Source organism: Mesorhizobium jarvisii (genome assembly GCF_003601985.1).
Classification (GTDB): Bacteria; Pseudomonadota; Alphaproteobacteria; order Rhizobiales; family Rhizobiaceae; genus Mesorhizobium; species Mesorhizobium jarvisii.
Genome location: NZ_QZXA01000006.1, coordinates 88,211 through 107,483, shown reverse-complemented (window position 1 = coordinate 107,483; position 19,273 = coordinate 88,211). Strand labels below are relative to the sequence as shown.

Annotated in this window: 15 protein-coding genes and 1 tRNA gene; 7 read left to right on the top strand and 9 right to left on the bottom strand. The window is 63.5% G+C overall.

Features of this window, described 5'->3' with window-relative positions:
* Positions 1 to 79: 79 nt before the first annotated feature.
* Entirely contained in the window at positions 80 to 1,234 is a 1,155-nt protein-coding gene (locus D3242_RS16490; RefSeq protein WP_064980807.1) for a dihydrodipicolinate synthase family protein, read from the top strand.
* A gap of 102 nt (positions 1,235 to 1,336) precedes the next feature.
* Here D3242_RS16490 and D3242_RS16485 read toward each other — a convergent pair.
* Positions 1,337 to 1,411: transfer RNA gene (locus D3242_RS16485), tRNA-Val, on the bottom strand.
* 116 nt (positions 1,412 to 1,527) lie between these two features.
* Complete coding sequence (gene cpdR / locus D3242_RS16480; protein WP_006199474.1) at positions 1,528 to 1,890, bottom strand: cell cycle two-component system response regulator CpdR; 363 nt, start codon at positions 1,888 to 1,890, stop codon at positions 1,528 to 1,530.
* A gap of 163 nt (positions 1,891 to 2,053) precedes the next feature.
* Between cpdR and D3242_RS16475 the strand changes: the two genes are divergently transcribed.
* Both D3242_RS16475 and hisN read left to right on the top strand, forming a co-directional pair.
* Complete coding sequence (locus tag D3242_RS16475; protein WP_027047377.1) at positions 2,054 to 2,995, top strand: N-formylglutamate amidohydrolase; 942 nt, start codon at positions 2,054 to 2,056, stop codon at positions 2,993 to 2,995.
* Positions 2,996 to 3,309: 314 nt separating this feature from the next.
* Positions 3,310 to 4,083, top strand: a complete 774-nt coding sequence (gene hisN, locus D3242_RS16470; protein ID WP_064980805.1) for a histidinol-phosphatase — start codon at positions 3,310 to 3,312, stop codon at positions 4,081 to 4,083.
* A gap of 30 nt (positions 4,084 to 4,113) precedes the next feature.
* Here hisN and D3242_RS16465 read toward each other — a convergent pair whose 3' ends face one another.
* The 4 genes from D3242_RS16465 to D3242_RS16455 form a co-directional block, all read right to left on the bottom strand.
* Complete coding sequence (locus D3242_RS16465; protein ID WP_064980803.1) at positions 4,114 to 4,944, bottom strand: helix-turn-helix transcriptional regulator; 831 nt, start codon at positions 4,942 to 4,944, stop codon at positions 4,114 to 4,116.
* Positions 4,945 to 5,052: 108 nt separating this feature from the next.
* Positions 5,053 to 5,298: a DUF1127 domain-containing protein gene (locus D3242_RS16460; protein ID WP_064980801.1), complete on the bottom strand. Its 246-nt coding sequence runs from the start codon at positions 5,296 to 5,298 to the stop codon at positions 5,053 to 5,055.
* A gap of 3 nt (positions 5,299 to 5,301) precedes the next feature.
* Positions 5,302 to 5,457 carry a hypothetical protein gene (locus tag D3242_RS33545; protein WP_019861062.1) on the bottom strand — a complete coding sequence of 52 codons (156 nt, stop codon included), beginning with the start codon at positions 5,455 to 5,457 and terminating at the stop codon, positions 5,302 to 5,304.
* A gap of 165 nt (positions 5,458 to 5,622) precedes the next feature.
* Positions 5,623 to 6,600: an alpha/beta fold hydrolase gene (locus D3242_RS16455; RefSeq protein WP_027047374.1), complete on the bottom strand. Its 978-nt coding sequence runs from the start codon at positions 6,598 to 6,600 to the stop codon at positions 5,623 to 5,625.
* Positions 6,601 to 7,081: 481 nt separating this feature from the next.
* Here D3242_RS16455 and D3242_RS16450 point away from each other — a divergent pair, with 481 nt between their 5' ends.
* A complete protein-coding gene (locus D3242_RS16450; RefSeq protein ID WP_010911365.1) occupies positions 7,082 to 7,549 on the top strand; it encodes an Hsp20 family protein in 468 nt (155 codons plus the stop codon).
* An 85-nt stretch (positions 7,550 to 7,634) separates the two neighbouring features.
* Here D3242_RS16450 and D3242_RS16445 read toward each other — a convergent pair whose 3' ends face one another.
* Positions 7,635 to 8,687, bottom strand: a complete 1,053-nt coding sequence (locus D3242_RS16445) for a threonine aldolase family protein (protein ID WP_019861060.1) — start codon at positions 8,685 to 8,687, stop codon at positions 7,635 to 7,637.
* Positions 8,688 to 9,181: 494 nt separating this feature from the next.
* On the opposite strand from D3242_RS16445, the gene gltB reads away from it, so the two are divergent.
* Both gltB and D3242_RS16435 read left to right on the top strand, forming a co-directional pair.
* Positions 9,182 to 13,927: a glutamate synthase large subunit gene (gltB, locus tag D3242_RS16440; RefSeq protein WP_064980799.1), complete on the top strand. Its 4,746-nt coding sequence runs from the start codon at positions 9,182 to 9,184 to the stop codon at positions 13,925 to 13,927.
* Positions 13,928 to 14,070: 143 nt separating this feature from the next.
* Positions 14,071 to 15,525 carry a glutamate synthase subunit beta gene (locus tag D3242_RS16435; protein ID WP_019861058.1) on the top strand — a complete coding sequence of 485 codons (1,455 nt, stop codon included), beginning with the start codon at positions 14,071 to 14,073 and terminating at the stop codon, positions 15,523 to 15,525.
* A 29-nt stretch (positions 15,526 to 15,554) separates the two neighbouring features.
* On the opposite strand, the gene D3242_RS16430 is transcribed toward D3242_RS16435, so the two are convergent.
* Both D3242_RS16430 and D3242_RS16425 read right to left on the bottom strand, forming a co-directional pair.
* Positions 15,555 to 16,784 carry an SGNH/GDSL hydrolase family protein gene (locus D3242_RS16430; RefSeq protein WP_064980797.1) on the bottom strand — a complete coding sequence of 410 codons (1,230 nt, stop codon included), beginning with the start codon at positions 16,782 to 16,784 and terminating at the stop codon, positions 15,555 to 15,557.
* A gap of 124 nt (positions 16,785 to 16,908) precedes the next feature.
* Positions 16,909 to 18,132: a lytic murein transglycosylase gene (locus tag D3242_RS16425; protein WP_064981670.1), complete on the bottom strand. Its 1,224-nt coding sequence runs from the start codon at positions 18,130 to 18,132 to the stop codon at positions 16,909 to 16,911.
* Between the two features lie 212 nt (positions 18,133 to 18,344).
* On the opposite strand from D3242_RS16425, the gene galU reads away from it, so the two are divergent.
* Positions 18,345 to 19,250: a UTP--glucose-1-phosphate uridylyltransferase GalU gene (gene galU, locus D3242_RS16420; RefSeq protein ID WP_010911358.1), complete on the top strand. Its 906-nt coding sequence runs from the start codon at positions 18,345 to 18,347 to the stop codon at positions 19,248 to 19,250.
* The last annotated feature ends 23 nt before the right edge of the window (positions 19,251 to 19,273 follow it).

The window sequence follows — 19,273 nt, the reverse complement described above, 5'->3', positions numbered from 1 at the left end:
GCCAACTTCGCCCCGAATCTTAAAGGTTCTTGATTTATTGGAACGTTCCATTTAATAGGCGCTGCGAAGGGAGAGGTCGATGGATATTGTCTTGCCTGCCGAAGGTGGACGCAACGCCCGCTACGCGCTTGTTGGACAGCCGGTGCAGCCGGCGATCGGCGCACGGTTTTCACGCGTCGCCTATGCCGCCGCGCATGTCGTTGCCGATCCCCTCGAAATGACCGATCCATGGTCGCGGCCCGCGGTCGACTGGGACAGGACGATGGCGTTCCGCCATCATTTGTGGCGGCTCGGCTTCCGCATTGCCGAGGCGATGGACACCTCGCAGCGCGGCATGGGTTTCGACTGGGCCAATGCGAAGGAATTGATCCGCCGCTCGATCGCCGAGGCGCGCACCGTCGAAGGCGCCGATCTTGCCTCGGGTGCGGGAACCGATCATCTGGCGCCGGCCGCTGCCGGGACGCTCGACGATGTGATCGCGGCCTATGACGAGCAGTTCGCCTTCATCGAAGGGCAGGGCGGCAAGGCGATCATGATGGCCAGCCGCGCCTTGGCGGCTGTCGCGAAGGGGCCGGACGATTATGCGCGCGTCTACGACCGCATCTTGAGCCAGGCCTCCGGCAAGGTCATCCTGCACTGGCTGGGTGACATGTTCGACCCTACCTTGAAGGGCTATTGGGGCAGCCGCGATTTCGAGACCGCGCTCGATACGGTGGTCGCCATCATCGAACGCCACGCAGACAAGGTCGAGGGCATAAAGATATCGCTTCTCGATGCCGGCAAGGAAGTCGCGCTGCGTAACCGGTTGCCGGACGGCGTCGTGATGTTCACCGGTGACGACTTCAACTACCCCGAACTGATCGCCGGCGACGGCAACAGGCATTCGCACGCGCTGCTTGGCATTTTCGACGCCATCGCGCCGGTCGCCAACGCCGCCCTGGCAAGGCTCGCCGTGGGCGACCGCGCCGGCTATGACGCGCTGATGGCGCCGACGGTGCCGCTATCGCGAAAAATCTTCGAGGCGCCGACCGAATATTACAAGGCCGGCATCGTCTTCATGGCCTGGTTGAACGGCCACCAGGACCATTTCACCATGGTCGGGGGCATGCAGTCGGCGCGCGGCATCCGCCACTACGCCGAAATCTTTCGCCTTGCCGACCAGGCAGGCCTGCTGGCCGATCCTGACCTTGCCGTATCACGGATGAAGAACCTGTGTGTCGTCGCAGGCATCTAAGCCGAACGAGACGTTTTCGATCACTATCGAGCGAAGGCAGAGCTACGTGGTGCTGCGGGGGAGCCGCAGCTGCGTGCGTGATACCGAAAGTCTGAGATTGGATGGTGGGCGTGACAGGGATTGAACCTGTGACCCCTGCAATGTCAATGCAGTGCTCTCCCGCTGAGCTACACGCCCATCCGAAGCCGCGCATACACCATTTTTGGTCGGGCGCGTCAATAGCGAGAAAAAGGAAAGAAGGCGTCGTCTCGCCGCACCGGCAAACAGATGCCGATGCCTCGGTTGAAGGCGGCTCAGGCCGCCTGCAGCATCTTCTCGACCTCGTTGACGAGATCGCGCAGGTGGAAGGGCTTCGACAGCACCTTGGCGTCTTTCGGCGCCTTGGAATCCGGGTTCAGCGCAACGGCGGCGAAACCGGTGATGAACATGACCTTGAGGTCGGGATCGATCTCGGTGGCGCGACGCGCCAGTTCGATGCCGTCCATCTCCGGCATGACGATGTCGGTCAACAGCAGCGAGAACGGCTCCTCGCGCAGCCGCTCATAGGCGCTGGCGCCATTGTCGAAATCGCTGACCTGGTAGCCGGCGCGTTCCAGCGCCTTGACGAGGAAACGACGCATATCGTCGTCGTCTTCCGCCAGAAGAATGCGTGCCATGATATCCCGTCCGAATCACCCGCCCGAGACTGCCGCCCAGGCAGCCCGTTAACCATCCTGTATATGAGGCGGTGACGGTAAACATCAAGTGAATGCTGCGAAGCATTATCCGCATTCGGCGGGGCGATGCGGATGGCGAAATGCTGGACATGCGGCCAGCAAGGTGGCACTTTCATACCATGATGCATCGGTGTTTTCGGGTTCGTGCAAATTGAAGACGGCAGCCGAGGATTTTTCGGTCGTTCAACCCTTCGAAATCCGATCGGGCGTCGAACAGCGCGTCCCCTTCCTGTTCAACTCACCACATAGCGGCCGCTACTATCCGGAACGCTTCCTCGCCATGGCGAGGCTCGACCGCAACGCCATCCGCCGCTCGGAAGATTGCTACGTCGATGAATTGTTCGGCGGCGCCGTGGCGCTTGGCGCGCCGATGCTGGCGGCGAATTTCCCGCGCGCCTATCTCGACGTCAATCGCGAGCCTTGGGAACTCGACCCGCGCATGTTCGCCGAGCCGGTGCCGTCCTTCTGCAACATCCGCTCGGCGCGGGTGGCCGGCGGACTTGGCACGGTGCCGAAGCTGGTGGGCGAGGGGCTCGACATCTATTCCGGTCGCCTGCCGCTCGCCGAAGCCGTCGCCCGCATCGAGGCCGTTTACAAGCCCTATCATGAAACGCTGAAGCGGCTTTTGACCAGGACCCATGCCCGTTTCGGCTTTGCCGTGCTGATCGACTGCCATTCGATGCCGGCAAGCATCCGTGTCGGCGACAGCGGTCTGCGGCCGGACTTCATCATCGGCGACCGTTTCGGCATCTCGGCCACCGCTGCCCTGACCGAGACGGCGATCGGCCTGTTGACCGCGATGGGCTATACCGTTGCCCACAACAAGCCCTATGCCGGCGGCTTCATCACGGAGCACTATGGCCGCCCGGCGCGTCATCTGCATGCGCTGCAGATCGAGGTCAATCGCGGGCTCTACATGAATGAACGGACGTTCGAGAAGACTGCCGGCTTCGACGCGCTGGCCGATGATCTGACGCGATTTTCAGCGGATCTGATGGCGATGCCCGACCATCACTTCATCGACCTGCCGCTGGCCGCGGAGTGAAATAGCCGGCCCGAGGCGCAGGCGTAAAAAAAGACCGCATCGTTTGCACGATACGGTCGAAGTCTAGGGAGGAAACGCCCAAGGAGGGCATGGACAGGAAACCCTGTCCGAGGTTGAGGGTATTGTGCGGTGCACAAATGTCAAGCGATCTTCAGGCTTTTTTAATTCAGAGTGATGTGGAAATTGCGTTTCGATGACGCAGATGTGACATTCGGGCAACAGATGTCGCCGCGAATAAATCGATAAACAGGCTTGTTTTGGCGGGAAAGTGTCGGCAGAGCCCGGTGAGGCACTCGGCAATGCGGGAGAATCAGTTGGACATCAGCATCCATTTCATGCGCCGCATCGCGCAGGCGGCAGCGGTCGAGACCCTGCCGCGCTTTCGCGCCCAGGGTGCCGTCGCCAACAAGGAAAAAGGCAGTTTCGACCCGGTCACGGAAGCCGACCGCGAGACCGAACGCGCCATCCGGGCGCTGATATCGGCGCAGTATCCCGACCATGGCATTCTCGGCGAGGAGCATGGCAGCGAAAACACCTCCAGCCGGCATGTCTGGGTGATCGATCCGATCGACGGCACGCGCGCCTTCATCTCCGGCCTGCCGGTGTGGGGGACGCTGGTCGGGCTGACCGTCGACGGCGACGCGGTCGCCGGCATGATGGCGCAGCCTTTCACCGGCGAGCTGTTCTACGCCAACGCCTCGGGCTCGCACTATGAGGGGCCGGGCGGTCCGCGCAAGCTTTCGACCCGCAAGACGACAAGGCTCGACGAGGCGACGCTGTTCACCACCACGCCGGCACTGTTCAAGGGCGAAGCGCGCACGCGCTATGACGCGTTCGAGAAACAGGTGCAGCTGGCCCGCTACGGCGCCGATTGCTATGCCTTCGCCATGATCGCCTCGGGGAGCGTCGACATCGTCGCCGATCCCGGCCTGAAACCCTACGACATCGTGGCGCTGATCCCGATCATCGAGAAGGCGGGCGGCGTCGTCACCACCTTCGATGGCGGACCGGCGGAAAAGGGCGGCGATGTGCTAGCGGCGGCGACGCCGGAGCTTCACGCGGCGGCCATGGCTGCCCTGCGCGGCTGATATCTCCGCGCTTTCTTTGAAGCCGTTGCTTCAGCGCGATCTGATCGAGCGCTGGAATTCCGCCGGTGTGCGTCCATAGGCCTGTCTGAACGACGCGCTGAAATGGCTGTGGCTGGAAAAGCCGAGGTCCATGCCCAAAGCGGTCAGATTGTCGTAGCGGCCAAGCAGGTCGAGCGCGCGCGCCAGCCGCAGGCGCAGATGATAGCGATAGAGCGGGATGGCCTCGACCTGCTGGAATATTTGCGTCAGATAGACCGGTGAGACTCCGACCTCGGCGGCAATCTCGGCCAGCGTCCAGCGCCGCGACAGATCCGACGCCAGCACCAGCTTGGCGCGGTCGACCAGCTTCTGCCGTCCGGGGCTGGCGCCCGCGACGTGCGAAGTGCGCTCGCCGAGCGAGCGCCGCACCAGCGTTAGCGCCAGCGTCTCGGCCTCCAGCGTTTCGGCGACATTGCGGCTCAGGCTGTGGCGCAACAGCGCCACCAAGGCCTGCGCGCGCGGATCGATGCGCCGGCGCTGGCGGCGAAACGCCAGGACACCACCGGCGCGCAACTGCTCCTGCGGCGCCAGTTCCCGCAAGTGGCCTTCCTCGATGACAAGGTCGAGGCAGGCATCGCCGCCTTCGACAGGGTGGCTGATCTGGTAGGCCTCGGCCTCGTTGAAGAATAGCAGCTGGTTGGCTTCCGCGACCGCATCATTGCGGCCGACATGGCGCACGAAGACGCCGCGATAGGCAAACACCAGATGCGTCGCCGACGTGCACTCCTCATCGCTCCTGTGACGGCATTCGCCGCTGCAGACGACATCCCGCACCCTGACAGTTCCGGTGTCCATAAGGAGCTGAACCTTGAATTGCGACATGGCCGTTGCGCTCTCCCCTCGTGCCGGAAACTGATTCCGGCATTGCGATGGGCACTTTAGGCAAGCGGCCTGCCCAATCTTGTCAGGAGACTTTCTCGCTGGGGCTGCTCAATCCCATGAGCGGCGCCTGAACTCCGAATAGGCTTGGCCGCGTGACAGACCGATGTCCTTGAGCTGTTCGTCGGTCATTTCCAGCAAGGCAAGCCGGCTTCGGCGCTTCTCCATCTGGCGGGCGAGCCATCTCGCCGCCGCGATGCATTGGGCGTGCAAGGCGTGCAGGGTGGTTACGGTGTGGACTGGCGGCATCTGGGCCTGGCCAGCCAGGCGTTGTGCCGCTGCGTGATCGGTGCGCATGACTCATTCCTCGCTCACGCCGGCCGCCGAGGCGCCGGCCTCGTTCAGCGCCGTCGCGCATTCCTCGCAGCAGACCTCGACGGTCTTGCCGCCGACCTTGACGCGGATCGGGTTGGCATCCAGCTGGCAATCGCAGGCGGCGCAGGTTTTCTCGGTCATGATCTCATCTCCATGGCGTTCAATTCGACGCATTGAGATGAGCATTTCGGGGTGGGGGCGGGCTGTCAGAATCTTTAGCGGTTTGCCGCCGCGAGGGGCGGCTGGCCGATCATCCTGACAACGGTGTGTCAGCTATGCCGGCCTTCGAAGGAACCGCGGTGCCGGTCAGGCCGTCGGATCGTCCGAGCCAGGAATGAAGGCGTCGAATGCAGCGAGGAATTGTTCGCGGTAGAGGTCGACCTCCTGCAGGATCTCGTGCTTGGAGCCGTCGATCATCAGCAGCGAGCCGAGCCTCAGGCTTCTGGCGTAGGCCTCGACCGCCCTGGTCGAGACGACCTGGTCGGCGCCAGCGGCGATGATCAGCAGAGGCACCTGTATCCGCGCCATGAAGTCGGGGTCGCTCACCGCTTCCGACGCCTTTGCCGCTGCCTGCAGCCAGCGGATCGTCGGACCGCCAAGCGCCATTCGCGGATACTCTTCGTAGATGCGCGTGTTGCGGCGATAGCGGCGCGGATCCGACGTTACCTTATTGGCCTCGAAAGGCAGCGTGTGTCTGGGCCGCGGACCCCAGGCGGCATAGAGCCGGCCAAGGCCCAGAATGCAGAGGACCGAACAGATACGGCGGACCGTCCGGATCGAGACCGGCAGGTCGGGCAGGGTCAGGAACGGCGCGATCAGCACCATGCGCCGCACGCGATTGACCATGGACGGCGCGGCAAGAAGCGCGATCACGGCTCCGGCTGAATGGGCGAGGATGTAATACGGCCCGCGGCAATCGGGCAGCACGATCTCCTCGAAGAACTGCTCCAGATCGGCCGTGTAGTCGCGGAAGGACCTGACATAGCCGCGCTGGCGATCGCGGATCAGCCGGTCGGAATCGCCCTGGCCGCGCCAATCGAGCGTGGCGACGCCAAAGCCGCGGGCGGCAAGGTCGCGGATGGTTTCGAAATATTTCTCGATGCACTCGTTGCGGCCGGACAGCAGCACCACGGTGCCCCGCATCGGGCGCGCCACCGCCGCGAACAGGCCATAGCGGATCTTCTTGCGGTCGCGGGTGACGAAAAAGCCTCCGGTGGCGTTTTCTGGCCGCGGATTGTCCTCGGATTCGTGGAAAAGCGGCGTGTCTTGGAGAAGGTCCGTCATGCGGCGCTTTGTGCTCGGCGTCTTCAGGTGCCAGCCTGTCCCGGCTGGCCTCGTCAAGGTGATAGACGCCAATGCATCAAAAGCAAAGCAAATCCGGCTTGTGCCGGGATCGTAACGGGGAAGGCCGGAAGCCGCTCGAAGGCGTGCTTCCGGCCCCTGTCGATCCGGGAGGAAGGGACGTTAACACCCGGTTCGGCCTCGTTGCGGCACCTTTATAAAACCCGGCGCCGCCAATCCTTGATCTTGGTGCCACTTTAGCGGCGGCTGTCTGAACGGGCGCCGAAGCGCCGGTTCATCTGCCGTTCATCAAGGGGCAACCCATCCAGTTTTTGCCGCCGGGCGAAATCTTGAAATGCATTGGGGCGCTCCCCAAATGTGGAATGCGGTCGCCAATGTCGGGGCCGCTGGTCCTGCCGAAACGCCGCTTACGGGTTTCGCACCGGCCATACGCAAACCATGTTGCTCAACAGGAGAACACCTCATGCGTCACGTTGATTTTTCCCCGCTTTACCGTTCGACCGTCGGCTTCGACCGTCTCTTCACCATGCTGGATTCGCTTGCGCAGCCCGATGGCGCGCAGACCTATCCGCCCTACAATATCGAGCGCACCGGTGAGGATTCCTACCGGATTTCCATGGCGGTTGCCGGCTTCTCGGACGAGGAAATCTCGATCGAAGCTCACCGCAACGTGCTGACCGTGAAGGGTGAGCGCAAGGACGAGGGCAACGGTGAAGGCTCCGAGCTGCTCTATCGCGGCATTGCCTCCAGGGCCTTCGAGCGCCGCTTCCAGCTTGCCGACCACGTTGAAGTCGTCGGCGCCACGCTGAAGAACGGCCTGCTCTTCGTCGACCTCAAGCGCAACATTCCCGAGGAACTGAAGCCGCGCAAGATCGCGATCACCTCGGCCCCGGCCAAGGCCAAGCAGATCGAGGCCAAGACCGCTGCGTAATGTAGCTTAGGAATAGAACCGTCTCCTCCCGAGACGAAAGCGGCGCCGAGAGGCGCCGCTTTTTTGTTGATCGGCAGATGGATTGTTATCCGGCGATCAACTTGCCAAAGCGGTCGACTTCCTCGGCTGACGTCGCGAAGCTGGTGACGAAACGATAGAGCAGCTCGTCCTCGCCGATATGGCCGTCAAAGCCGTGCGGCTTGTGCCAGTCGTAGAAGGCGGCGCCGGCAGCCTGCAGCCTCTCGGCCTCGGTCTTCTTGATCACGGCGAACACCTCGTTGGCCTGCGGCAGCCAGGCCAGCTTCGCGTGGGCCGAATCCTCGATCGCCGCCGCGAGGCGGGCGGCCATGGCGTTGGCGTGGCGCGCTGTGTCGAGCCACAGGCCGTCCTTGAAATAGGCTTCGAACTGAGCGGCGACGAACCGCGACTTCGAAAACAGCTGGGCGGCGCGCTTGCGCAGGAAGGCCAATTCCTTGGCGCGGTCGAGGTCGAACAGCACGATCGCTTCGGCGCACCAGCAGCCATTCTTGGTGCCGCCGAAGGACAGGATGTCGACACCGCGCTTCCAGGTCATTTCGGCCGGCGTCGTGTCGAGCGCGACCAGCGCATTGGCAAAGCGGGCGCCATCCATGTGCAGCGGCACGGAATGCCGTTTTGCGATGGCCGAAATCGTCTCGATCTCATTCAGGCCGTAGATAGTGCCGACCTCGGTCGACTGGGTGATCGAAACCGCCATTGGCCGTCCCCAGTGGACGATTTCGGGCGCGAAGCGGCCAATGGTCCGCTCCAGATTGTGCGCGTCGATCTTGCCCAGTGCGCCGTCGACGGCGTGCAAGCGCGCGCCGCCGGAAAAATACTCCGGCGCGCCGCATTCGTCTTCGATGACATGCGATTCGCGGTGGGCAAAGGAAATGCCGCCAGGTTTGTTGAAGGTGGTCAACGACAGCGCGTTGGCGGCGGTGCCGGTCGCTACGAAGAACACCGCGACCTCGCGTTCGAAAATCTCATTGAACCTGATGTAGACCGCCTGGTCGAGCGCGCCGTCGCCATAGGCGGTGGCAAAGCCGCCGGCCGCGGCCGACAGGCCGGCAACGATGTTGGGATGGGCGCCTGCCCAATTGTCGGAAGCGAAGAACATGCATCTGCCTATGTCTGGGGAAGATCGGGGTTTTGGGGAAAATCGGCCGGAGTTGAACGGTTTCATGCGCCAACCGCAAGGGCCAGATGCCCGAAAACCGTTAAAGCCAGCCAAGCCGACAGGGCAGGGATCGGCGACTGAAGCTTACGTTTTTCCTCAACGTCACGTAATTTTATGTCGCGGAACGCTCAAGTTTTTTGTGAATCGGTCTTGTGTGCGTCGGGGAATTCTGCCATAAAAATTTAGGACAGTAGTGCTGTCTTATTTTGTCGCACAAAACAGGCTGGATTGGCGTAACATATTGGCCTCTCCGGCTGTTGCTGCGAGCGACAGGTGGACGGCCAGACTCTGGCCTGTACGATACCAGACGCGAACCATGCGGAAAGCCGCCTGGTTCGGCAAGGATTTCGCAAGACGTGCCGCAAGGATCAGGGTGAGCCAAGCGCTTGCCGAGGCAAACCAGCGCCTGAAGGGCTGGAACGGAGGACAGGACAATGACGGACATGACGCTCTCTGCGACGAACGGCCAGGCCGCGCAGACGAAAGCGGCTGCCGTCAAAAATACGCCGCGAACCGACATTGGCCGAACTGATATTGGCCGAACCGGTTTTGCCCCTCGGGGCCTCTACAATCCGCGCAACGAACATGATGCCTGCGGCGTCGGTTTCATCGTCAACATGAAGGGCGTGAAGTCGCATCAGATCGTCAAGGACGGCCTTGCCGTGCTCGAAAACCTGACGCATCGCGGCGCTGTCGGCGCCGACCCGCTGGTCGGCGACGGCGCCGGCGTGCTGGTGCAGCTTCCGGACCAGTTCTTCCGTGAGGAGATGGCGGCCCAGGGCATCGAATTGCCGCCGGCGGGCCAATATGGCGTCGGACACTGGTTCATGCCGCAGGACGCAGCACTTCGCGCCCATATCGAGGACATCATCGCCGAATCGGCGCAGTCCGAAGGGCTGCCGCTCATCGGCTTCCGCGACGTGCCCGTCGACAATTCGTCGCTGTCGAAGGCACCCGACATCGTCGCGTCCGAGCCGTTCCATCGCCAGGTCTTCATCGGCCGCACATCAGATATTCCCGATGACGAGGAATACGAGGCCCGGCTCTATCTGCTGCGCAAGGTCATCTCGGGCCGTATCTATGCCGAGAACGACAACAAGGACATCGGCGCCTATTGCGTGTCGCTGTCGGCGCGCACCATCGTCTACAAGGGCATGTTCCTGGCCTATCAGGTCGGCGCCTATTACAGGGATCTCAAGGACCCGCGCTTCGAGACCGCGCTGATTCTCGTCCACCAGCGTTTCTCGACCAACACCTTCCCGTCATGGAAGCTGGCGCATCCCTACCGCATGGTCGCGCACAATGGCGAGATCAACACGGTGCGCGGCAACAACAACTGGATGGCGGCGCGCCAGGCCTCGGTCGATTCCGAGCTGTTCGGCAACAACATCTCGAAGCTGTGGCCGATCTCCTATGACGGCCAGTCCGACACGGCGTGCTTCGACAATGCGCTCGAATTCCTGTTCCAGGGCGGTTACAGCCTCAGCCACGCCATGATGATGCTGATCCCGGAAGCCTGGGCCGGCAACAAGCTCATGGATGCCGACCGCAAGGCTTTCTACGAATACCATGCCGCCCTGATGGAGCCGTGGGACGGGCCGGCCGCGGTCGCCTTCACCGATGGCCGCCAGATCGGCGCCACGCTCGACCGCAACGGCCTGCGCCCCGCACGCTACATCGTCACCGACGATGACCGCGTCATCATGGCTTCCGAAGCCGGCGTGCTGCCGGTGCCGGAGGAGAAGATCGTGCAGAAGTGGCGGCTGCAGCCCGGCCGCATGCTTCTGATCGACCTTGCCAAGGGCCGCATCGTGCCCGACGAGGAGATCAAGTCGGAGATCGCCACCAGGCATCCCTACAAGACCTGGCTCGCCAACACGCAGCTCATCCTGGAAGATCTGAAGCCGGTCGAGCCGCGCGCGCTGCGCAAGGATGTCAGCCTGCTCGATCGCCAGCAGGCGTTCGGCTACACCCAGGAAGACACCAAGCTGTTGATGTCGCCGATGGCGACCACCGGCCAGGAAGCCGTTGGTTCGATGGGCACCGACACGCCGATCTCGGCGATGTCGGACAAGTCGAAGCTGCTCTACACCTATTTCAAGCAGAACTTCGCCCAGGTCACCAACCCGCCGATCGACCCGATCCGCGAGGAGCTGGTGATGAGCCTGGTATCCTTCATCGGGCCGCGGCCGAACATCTTCGACCTGGTCGGCAATTCGCGCCGCAAGCGGCTCGAAGTGCGCCAGCCGATCCTGACCAATGGCGATCTGGAGAAGATCCGCTCCATCGGGCATACCGAGGACCGTTTCGACACCAAGACCATCGACATCACCTATGGCTCGAACGAGGGCGCTGCCGGCATGCAGGGCGCTATCGACCGCCTGTGCGAACGCGCCGAGGCGGCAGTCGCCGGCGGTTACAACATCATCATCCTGTCCGACCGCCAGCTCGGCCCGGACCGCATCGCCATCCCGGCGCTGCTGGCGACGGCTGCGGTGCACCATCACCTGATCCGCAAGGGGCTGCGCACCTCCGTCGGCCTGGTCGTGGAATCCGGCGAGCCGCGCGAAGTGCATCATTTCTGCTGCCTTGCCGGCTATGGCGCCGAAGCGATCAACCCCTATCTCGCCTTCGACACGCTCACCGACATGCACCAGCGCGGTGAGCTGCCGGAAGAGGTCGACGCCTACGAGGTCGTGTCGCGCTACATCAAGTCGATCGGCAAGGGCATCCTCAAGGTGATGTCCAAGATGGGCATCTCGACATATCAGTCCTATTGCGGCGCGCAGATCTTCGACGCCATCGGGCTGAAGACCGATTTCGTCGAGAAGTATTTCACCGGCACGGCGACGCTGATCGAAGGCGTTGGGCTGGACGAGGTCGCGGGCGAAACCGTCAGCCGCCACACGGACGGTTTCGGCAATGATCCGGTGCTGCGCAACAGCCTCGAAGTCGGCGGCGAATATCTCTTCCGCATGCGCGGCGAGGCGCATATGTGGTCGCCCGACGCGGTCGCCACCTTGCAGCACGCCGTGCGCCAGGGCTCGTGGGAAACCTTCAAGGAGTATTCGGCGCAGATCGACAGCGAGACTGCCCGCGCGCAGACCATACGCGGCCTGTTCAAGATCAGGCTGGCGGAGGAGACCGGCCGCAAGAAGGTCGCGCTCGACGACGTCATGCCGGCGGCCGAGATCGTCAAGCGCTTCTCGACCGGGGCGATGTCGTTCGGCTCGATCTCCAGGGAAGCGCACACCACGCTGGCGCGCGCCATGAACCAGATCGGCGGCAAGTCGAACACCGGCGAGGGCGGCGAAGAGGCCGACCGCTATTTGCCGCTGCCCGGCGGCGGCAAGAACCCGGAGCGCTCGGCGATCAAGCAGGTCGCCTCGGGGCGGTTCGGCGTGACGGCCGAATATCTTGTCAATTCCGATGTCATGCAGATCAAGGTGGCGCAGGGCGCCAAGCCCGGCGAGGGCGGCCAGCTGCCCGGCCACAAGGTCGATGCGACCATCGCCAAGGTCCGGCATTCGACGCCGGGCGTCGGCCTGATCTCGCCGCCGCCGCATCACGACATCTATTCGATCGAGGATCTGGCGCAGCTGATCTATGATCTGAAGAACGTCAACCCGGCGGCCGACGTGTCGGTCAAGCTGGTGTCGGAAGTCGGTGTCGGCACGGTCGCGGCCGGCGTCGCCAAGGCGCGCGCCGACCACATCACCATTTCGGGCTATGATGGTGGCACCGGTGCCTCGCCGCTGACCTCGCTCAAGCATGCCGGCAGCCCGTGGGAAATGGGCCTGGCCGAGACCCACCAGACGCTGGTGCTGAACGGCTTGCGTTCGCGCGTTGCGCTGCAGGTCGACGGCGGCTTGCGCACCGGGCGTGACGTCATAATCGGCGCGCTGCTCGGCGCCGACGAGTTCGGCTTCTCGACCGCGCCGCTGATCGCGGCTGGCTGCATCATGATGCGCAAGTGCCACTTGAACACCTGTCCGGTTGGCGTCGCCACCCAGGACCCGGTGCTGCGCAAGCGCTTCAAGGGCACGCCCGAGCATGTCATCAACTTCTTCTTCTACGTGGCGGAAGAGGTGAGGGCGCTGCTGGCCGAGATGGGCTACACCCATATCGACCAGATTATCGGCGACAGCGATCTTCTGGAAAAGCGCGACGTGATCCAGCACTGGAAGGCGCGCGGCCTCGACTTCTCGAAGATGTTCTACAAGCCCGATGCGCCGCACGAAGCGGTGCACTGGACCGAGCGGCAGAAGCACCCGATCGACGACGTGCTCGACCGCAAGCTGATTGAACTGGCCAAGCCCGCACTGGAGGCCAAGCAGCCGGTCAAGATCGAGGTGGACATCCGCAATGTCGACCGTTCGACCGGCGCGATGCTGTCGGGTGAAGTCGCCAAGCGCTTCAAGCACAAGGGCCTGCGCGAAGACACGATCCAGGTGAAGCTGACCGGTACCGCCGGTCAGTCCTTCGGCGCCTTCCTGGCGCGCGGGGTCTCGTTCGAGCTTGTCGGCGCCGGCAACGACTATGTCGGCAAGGGCTTGTCGGGCGGGCGCATTGTCATCCGGCCGCCGGAAGAGGCGAGGATCGTGGCGGCCGACTCCATCATCGTCGGCAACACGGTGCTCTACGGCGCCACCGAGGGCGAAGCCTATTTCGCCGGTGTCGCCGGCGAACGCTTCGCGGTGCGCAATTCGGGCGTCGCCACCGTCGTCGAAGGCGTCGGCGACCATGGCTGCGAATACATGACCGGCGGTGTCGTCGTCGTCATCGGCAAGACCGGCCGCAACTTCGCCGCCGGCATGTCGGGCGGCGTCGCCTACGTGCTGGACGAGGCCGGCGATTTCGCCGAGCGCTGCAACATGGCCATGGTCGAATTGGAGCCGGTGCCGGAAGAAGACGACCTGATGGAAAGGCTGCTGCATCATGGCGGCGATCTCGACCACAAGGGCCGCGTCGACGTGTCGGGCGACATGACCAGCCATGACGAGGAACGGCTCTACCAGCTGATCTCGAACCATGTGCACTATACGGGTTCGGTGCGCGGCCGCGAAATCCTCGACGACTGGACGACGTTCCGGCCGAAATTCCGCAAGATCATGCCGGTCGAATACCGCCGCGCGCTGATCGAGATGGAACGCATGCGCATGGGCGTCGCGGCCGAATAGATTTTAAGAGAATTGCCGGGGAGCCCAGGCTTCCCGGCCCCTTTCATCGACAGTTTGACCTCGGGCGCAAGGTTGCCATGGCTGCCTCAAGAGGTTAACGGGTGCGGCGAAAACCGCACCATCTGGACAGCAGGAACTGGACTATGGGCAAGGTAACAGGCTTTCTCGAAATCGACCGGCAGGTGCACAAGTACCAGCCGGCCTCCGACCGCATCCGGCACTTCCGCGAGTTCACGCTGCCGATGTCGGATAAGGAGGTCGAGAAACAGGCCGCGCGCTGCATGGACTGCGGCATTCCGTTCTGTCACGGGCCGACTGGTTGTCCGATCCACAACCAGATCCCGGACTGGAACGACCTCGTCTACAACAGGGACTGGGACAACGCGATCCGCAACCTGCACTCGACCAACAATTTCCCTGAGTTCACCGGCCGCATCTGTCCCGCCCCTTGCGAGGAAGCCTGCACGCTGAACCTCGAGGACATTCCGGTCGCCATCAAGACGGTGGAACAGGCGATCGCCGACAAGGCTTACGAGACCGGCCACATCAGGCCCTATCCGCCGGAGAAGAAGACCGGCAAGCGGGTCGCCATCATCGGCTCCGGCCCGGCCGGCATGGCAGCCGCACAGCAGCTCGGCCGCGCCGGCCATGACGTCCATGTCTATGAGCGCGAGAGCCGCCCGGGCGGGCTGATGCGTTACGGCATTCCCGACTTCAAGATCGAGAAGCACTATATCGACCGGCGCATCGAACAGATGCAGGGCGAGGGCGTGACCTTCCATTGCGGCGTCAATGTCGGTGTCGACAAGCCCGTCGCCGAACTGCTCGCCGAACATGACGCGGTGCTCTATTGCGGCGGCTCGGAAACGCCGCGTGCGGCCAACATTCCGGGCGACGATCTCGGCGGCGTGCATGACGCCATGCCCTATCTGGTGCAGCAGAACCGCCGCGTCGGTGGCGAGCCGATCCAGTCCGTGGCATGGCCGTCGCACCCGATCATCGCCGGCGGGCAGCATGTCGTCGTCGTCGGCGGCGGTGATACCGCCTCCGACTGCGTCGGCACCGCCTTCCGCCAGGGCGCGGTGCGCGTCACCCAGCTCGACATCCGCCCGCAGCCGCCCGAGAAGGAAGACAAGCTCGCGGTGTGGCCCTACTGGGCGACCAAGATGCGCACCTCGTCCTCGCAGGCCGAGGGTGCGGAACGCGAATTCCAAGTGGCGACGCTCGAATTCATCGGCGAGGACGGCCAGCTGACCGGCGTCAAATGCTGTGAGGTCGACGAGAAGCGCAAGCCGATCGCCGGCACCGAATTCGTCATCCGCGCCGATCTCGCCTTCATCGCGATCGGCTTTGCCGGACCGGCGATGGTGGGCGTGGCGAAGGAACTCGAGGGTGAGATGAAAATCGTCACAGACAGCCGCCGCTCGCGGAATGTCGAGGCCAATGACCGCGACTACAGGACCAGCGTCGACCGGCTCTATGCGGCGGGCGACGTGCGCCGCGGCCAGTCGCTGGTCGTCTGGGCGATCCGCGAAGGCCGCCAGGCGGCGCGCTCGATCGACGAGGCGTTGATGGGGGCGAGCGTCCTGCCGCGCTGAGACCGCTTGATCTCGGACGCTCCGAGTGATTAAGGGGTGATCGCCGTCGTCGTGTCGGTCGCCGCGGCTGTCGCCGGCGGCTCGGCTTTCGGCGGCCATGAGAAATCGTCGGCGCGGCCGGGCGCGGCCTCCGGCGCCTTGCCTTCGATCACCAGCCGCTCCCCGGGAAGAGCCGGATTGGCGTTTGCCGGCGGGGCGGCGCCGAGCAACTCGGTGCCGCCGTCGAGCGCCGGGTCGCTGAGCAGCATGGGTGCGGTGCGGTCGATGACAATGGGTGCCGCGGCCGGCGCCGGTGCCTCGACGGGCGCGCCCGCAGGTGCTGTCGCCGGGGCCACGCTGCCGGGTGTGGCCAGGCCTAGGATCTTCATCAGCGGCTTTTCGGTGTAGAAGGCGAGCTTGCGCTTGCCGGCCTTGGAGACGTTGATGCCGTCATCGGCGCGCAGCCGCACCGGCTGGCCGTTCATGTCGGGGCCGTTGGTGACGAAGGCGCCGTTCTCATCGACGAAGCCGTCCCAGACATCGACGAATTCGCCGCCATGGTTTTCGGCGGCCTGATGGTAGATGTCGTTGAAGGCCAGCATGTCGGAGGTCATCTTCGGCACCCGGAAGGCCGGCATGCCGACCCACAGGAAGGGCACCTTGGCGGTGGCGATGGCCTTGCCCAGTTCGTCGGTGCGGCGCTCATATTCCTTGGTCCAGTTCTCGGACCGGGGCTGCTCGCGCACGTCCCCCACCTTCATCTGCTGGCGGTCGTTGGAGCCCAGCATGACGACCACGGCGGTCGGTTTCTCGGTCTCGATCAGCGATTTGATCTGTTCGGGCCAGTTGTAGAAATCATCGCGCACGAAGCCGGATGAACCATTGGAGCGCGCGACGATCCTAACGGCTGGGTTGTCGGCAAAGGCTATGTCCAGGCCTTCGGCGAGGCCCGACGCCATGAAGTCGCCGACGACCAGGACGATGCGGGCGTCTGGCGCCTTTTCCGCTATCGGTGTTTGTGGCTCGACCGGCGCACGCGGAACCCTTGGTTTACGCGGCTTTGGTTTTGCCTTCTGGATGTCGAGCGGCGGCTCGACCCGCTCGCTGCGGCGCGGAAAGAGAAGGTCGCGCAACGACCATCCGCGATCTTGCTGCGGCTGCTCCTGCGCCATGGCCGGTACATGGAAGGCGCCGGCGGCGCCGATCGCCAGCAGGACGATCGCCAGAAAAAGGATCGGCGTGCGACGAGCAAGGATCGCGATACGCGCGGCCGGAACCAATCACTCCTCCATCCCCTTGCGCCTGATTCCGCAAACCGGAGCCGGTTTTGCGGCCGGGCGCAAGTTCAAATTGCCATGGCGCCTGATATGCGCGCCCAAAATGCGCGCGGCGCTGTGGCCGGCTCTATTTTTGCCTGAGCCATTTGAGCACTTCCATGCTCGGGTAGCCGTCCTGGGTCAAGCCGACCTTTGCCTGATAGGCCATGATGGCGGTCTTTGAGCCGTCACCGATCTTGCCGTCGAACTTCCCGTCGTAAAGCCCGTGCTGCGAAAGCCGCTTCTGCAGCTCCTGCCGTTCCTCGAAGGTGAGCTTGGTGAAGGGCCGCTTCCAGTCCTGGACAAGGCCGTTGCCACCGGCGATTTCGTCGGCAAGAAGGCCAACGGCCAGGGCATATTTGTCGGCATTGTTGTAGGCCTTGATGACCGAGAAATTCCGGATCATCAGGAAAGCCGGCCCGCCACGGCCGTCCGGCACTTTCAGCGTCGCCTTGTCGGTGAGGTTCTTGAACGGCTTGCCGCTGGCCCTGACGACGCCAAGCGCCTGCCATTGCGCCAGCGTCTTCGATCCGCCCGGCAGCTTGCCGGCCGGTATCGTGACTTCGTAGCCCCAGGTCTTGCCGGCCTGCCAGCCATTCTTCTTCAACAGATTGGCTGATGTCGCCAGCGCATCGGGGATGGAATTCCAGATGTCGCGCTTGCCGTTGCCATCCATGTCGACGGCATAGTGCTGGTAGCTGGTGGGGATGAACTGGGTCTGGCCCATGGCGCCGGCCCAGGAGCCCATCAGATGGCTTTCATCGATGTCGCCGGTCTGCAGGATTTTCAGGGCCGCGACCAGCTGGGTGCGGGCATATTTCGACCGCTTCGGGTCGCCATAACCCAAAGTCGCCAGCGACCGGATGACGTTGCGCATGATGTCGTCGCGCTTGAGGATCTCGCCATAGTTCGATTCCATCGACCAGATGGCCAGCAGAATGTAGCGATCGACGCCGAACCGCGCCTCGATCCTGTCCAGCCACGGCTTCCACTTCTTCGCCATCTGCTGCCCGACGGCGACAGACTGGTCGTGGACGCGATTATCGAAATAATCCCAGGCGGGCGCGGTGAATTCAGGCTGGGTGCGCGCCTTCTCCAGCACCACCGGATCGGGCTCTTTGATGTCCCTGAAAGCCTGGTCGTAGACAGCGCCGGAAACGCCACCGGCGACGGCAGTGGCGCGGAAGCTGGCGACCCATTGCCGGAAACCGGCATCGGCGAAAGCGGGTCCGGCAGGCATCAGCAGAGCGAGCGAGAGGCTGGCGGCCGTCATGACGCTGGTGAAACGTTTTGCGGCATTGCGAACGGACATGTTTTCCTCCTTCTCTGTCTCAGGAAAGACCATTCATCGCCGAACCGGGTTAGGAATTAGTTTACCATAGGTGCCGCTTGGAACGAAAAGACACCTCGATGCTTTAACCGGTGGAAGTTTCCCTCACCCGCCCCCACTAATCTTCAATTCCGGCGTGAAAATGTCGCGGGACAGGGATTGCGGAGCCGGCCAGCAAACGGATAATTGAAAGCATGAAGAGAGTTCGCAAGGCAGTTTTCCCGGTCGCCGGTCTCGGCACGCGGTTCCTCCCGGCCACCAAGGCCGTTCCCAAGGAAATGCTGACCGTCGTCGACCGGCCGGTCATCCAGTATGTGGTGGACGAGGCGCGCGAGGCGGGCATCGAGCATTTCATTTTCGTGACCGGCCGCAACAAGGCGGTCATCGAGGACCATTTCGATATCCAGTTCGAGCTCTATGACACGCTGGCCCAGCGCGGCAAGGACGAGCAGCTTGCCCGCCTGCAGCGCCTGCAGCCGGCGCCGGGGCAGACCAGTTTCACCCGCCAGCAGGTGCCGATGGGCCTCGGCCACGCCGTATGGTGCGCGCGCGAACTGGTCGGCGACGAGCCGTTCGCGCTGTTGTTGCCCGACATGATCATGCAGTCGGAAAAGAGCTGCATGAAGTCGATGGTCGAGCTTTACGAGGAAACCGGCAACAACATCATTGCCGTGCAGGAATGCGACCCGGCGGAGGCCCACAAATACGGCATTGTCGGCCGTGGCGAGGATACGCATCACGGCTTCCGCATCACCGAGATGGTGGAGAAGCCGAAGACCGGCACGGCGCCCTCCAACCTCTACATCAACGGCCGCTACATCCTGCAGCCCGAGATCTTCAAGATCCTCGAAGGCCAGGAAAAGGGCGCCGGCAACGAAATCCAGCTCACCGACGCGATGCTGAAGCTGGAGAAGCAGCAGGCTTTCTACGGCTACCACTATCAGGGCCGCACCTTCGACTGCGGTTCCCCGGAAGGTTTCGTCGAGGCCAATGTCGCCTTCGCGCTGTGGCGCAGCGACATGAAGGAGAACATGGCCGGCGTCATCCGCACGCTTCTCGACGAGATGACGCCATCGGAGCGGCGAGTCGCGGTATCTTAGCTGGATGGGTAATGCCAGCGCGA

Excerpts from the sequence above, each read along its gene's own strand:
- galU (WP_010911358.1), top strand. The coding sequence starts at position 18,345 with ATGAAGAGAGTTCGCAAGGCAGTTTTCCCGGTCGCCGGTCTCGGCACG.
- D3242_RS16490 (WP_064980807.1), top strand. The coding sequence starts at position 80 with ATGGATATTGTCTTGCCTGCCGAAGGTGGACGCAACGCCCGCTACGCG.
- D3242_RS16425 (WP_064981670.1), bottom strand. The coding sequence starts at position 18,132 with ATGTCCGTTCGCAATGCCGCAAAACGTTTCACCAGCGTCATGACGGCC.
- D3242_RS33545 (WP_019861062.1), bottom strand. The coding sequence starts at position 5,457 with ATGACCGAGAAAACCTGCGCCGCCTGCGATTGCCAGCTGGATGCCAAC.
- D3242_RS16435 (WP_019861058.1), top strand. The coding sequence starts at position 14,071 with ATGGGCAAGGTAACAGGCTTTCTCGAAATCGACCGGCAGGTGCACAAG.
- cpdR (WP_006199474.1), bottom strand. The coding sequence starts at position 1,890 with ATGGCACGCATTCTTCTGGCGGAAGACGACGACGATATGCGTCGTTTC.
- D3242_RS16450 (WP_010911365.1), top strand. The coding sequence starts at position 7,082 with ATGCGTCACGTTGATTTTTCCCCGCTTTACCGTTCGACCGTCGGCTTC.
- D3242_RS16460 (WP_064980801.1), bottom strand. The coding sequence starts at position 5,298 with ATGCGCACCGATCACGCAGCGGCACAACGCCTGGCTGGCCAGGCCCAG.
- D3242_RS16465 (WP_064980803.1), bottom strand. The coding sequence starts at position 4,944 with ATGTCGCAATTCAAGGTTCAGCTCCTTATGGACACCGGAACTGTCAGG.
- gltB (WP_064980799.1), top strand. The coding sequence starts at position 9,182 with ATGACGGACATGACGCTCTCTGCGACGAACGGCCAGGCCGCGCAGACG.
- D3242_RS16455 (WP_027047374.1), bottom strand. The coding sequence starts at position 6,600 with ATGACGGACCTTCTCCAAGACACGCCGCTTTTCCACGAATCCGAGGAC.
- D3242_RS16445 (WP_019861060.1), bottom strand. The coding sequence starts at position 8,687 with ATGTTCTTCGCTTCCGACAATTGGGCAGGCGCCCATCCCAACATCGTT.